Below are 1,887 nucleotides of genomic sequence, written 5' to 3' on the forward strand. Positions count from 1 at the left end.
TCCACACAAGTTGTTCTTCATAATCTCTTAATGATCTTCTTGTTGGTTCGTCACCAGCAAGCTAGGTCGGCTATATTACTCTTTATTTCTAAAGAGTCAACCGGTAATTCAAATTATTTTTAAACTTATCAAATAAAACCCAACTTAATCAACTCAACCAAGTCATTGTTTTATCAGAAGTTTTAATCTTCATCACCGCCGATGGATGTGCATTCTACAGCATTTCAGGACCGTTGCAACACCTTTTTTATGATTTATTTTACGCATGTCGTTTTTTTAAACACATAAACATTCTTTTGTATTATTATTGGGCTATATACGCCCTATTTCATATAATAAAACGTATATAAACCCAATTTTCATTCCATTTAATTTAAGAATTTTTGATTTCGTATGGTTGTTTTTAAAAAAACTGCCTATTTAATAATGGCGTGCTCCATTTCACCCATATTATATACAGCTCCCACAGCAAATATTTTCACAACCACTTTCTCTATATTGAGTTATGCCAAGTGGGAAACCACTTCACCCAAATTTTGTGTGATTAATAATTCAAGTTTAGTCAATGATTTTAAAAAACTTGCACCAACCCACAGCACTTATAAAATTACAGCCATCAATGTGAATGACATCAAATCCAGTCATTGCCAAGTTTTATTTTTTTCCAATCTATCAGCAAAAGAAGAACAAAGTATTTTAAACAACCATGTTAATTTCCCCGCCCTCTCTCTAAGTAGTAACAATAGTGAGTGTGAGTCGGGCAGTGCATTTTGTTTGTATAAAAAAAATCAGAGTTATTCGTTTAAAGTTAATATGGAAAGCTTAACGCAGTCACAAATACATATTGATCCACGCGTTTTATTACTGGCGAAGTCATCGGAGTCAGCTGAATGAAACAACTCTATAATCCAATTACATTACACCAATTATTTACGCGTTCGCAGCTCACTATCTTTGCTTTAACTTTTACGATTTGTTCTGCGATTTTTTTGGTGATTTCCACTTATACTATGCATACCTATGCAAAAAACAGCTTAACGATTTTATCAAATGCGATAAACGAACGTGTTCAACCCGCTGTGGTCTTTAATGACCAAACAACGATGCGTCAAATTTTAAATGAATACACTCAACTGTATCCCATTCGATCGATTGAAATTACCAACCATCAAAATGCGTCGCTTGCTCATGCTGAGCAACAAGAAATTTCAACATTCTCTAGCCAAGCGATTTTAGATTATTTCTTTTTTAGCCAACCGATTCGTTTAGATATTCATCATGATCAGAAAAGTTACGGCGAACTGGTCGTATATGGAAACTCTTCAGATTTAGTTAGTTTCTTCCATAAAATTTTGCTGGGCTTGTTTTTAGGTTTTATTCTTTTATTGGCTACTGTGTTTTGGTCGGTGAATTCTGTTTATCAATACTTAATGCAATCTGTTCGCTCTATTGTTGAATCAGCCCAAACCATTAGCATTAAGAAAGATTATAAAATGCGGGTTTCAAACTCTGATATTCAAGAATTACACGCACTCAGTACCGCCTTTAATGGTTTACTTAGTGAAATTGAACAGTCAAATAAAAACTTGATTTCAGAAAATGACAAGCTAATTCATCTAGCACGTCATGATGCATTAACCCAATTGCCAAATCGTAATTATTTTTATGAAAAGCTGTTTGAGCTATTTGACTTAAAAGCGAACACTGCTGTGTTCTTTGTCGATATTGAAAACTTTAAACATGTGAATGACCAATATGGACACTTATAGCTAAATACCAAATAAATCATTACAGTAATCTTTAAATAATTTATCAATATCTTTAACTCTAAACTTAGTTCGAATCGCCTTGACTCGTGACCACATATTTTCTATTGGATTTAAATCT

At 33.2% G+C, this 1,887-nt stretch carries 2 protein-coding genes; both read left to right on the forward strand.

Going from position 1 to position 1,887, the window contains the following annotated elements:
- Positions 1-393: 393 nt before the first annotated feature.
- Positions 394-894, forward strand: coding sequence for a YfiR family protein (locus FTU65_RS16060; protein WP_180012517.1), 501 nt, complete (start codon positions 394-396; stop codon positions 892-894).
- On the forward strand, positions 891-1,769 hold the full coding sequence (locus FTU65_RS16065) for a CHASE sensor domain-containing protein (protein WP_180012519.1): 879 nt from the start codon (positions 891-893) through the stop codon (positions 1,767-1,769). Before FTU65_RS16060 ends, FTU65_RS16065 begins: the two co-directional genes overlap by 4 nt.
- Positions 1,770-1,887 lie beyond the last annotated feature (118 nt).

It is taken from the genome of Acinetobacter sp. YH12129, from assembly GCF_013418685.1.
Classification (GTDB): domain Bacteria; phylum Pseudomonadota; class Gammaproteobacteria; order Pseudomonadales; family Moraxellaceae; genus Acinetobacter; species Acinetobacter amyesii.

Coding starts and splice junctions, on each gene's coding strand:
- FTU65_RS16060 (WP_180012517.1), top strand. CDS start 394: ATGGTTGTTTTTAAAAAAACTGCCTATTTAATAATGGCGTGCTCCATT.
- FTU65_RS16065 (WP_180012519.1), top strand. CDS start 891: ATGAAACAACTCTATAATCCAATTACATTACACCAATTATTTACGCGT.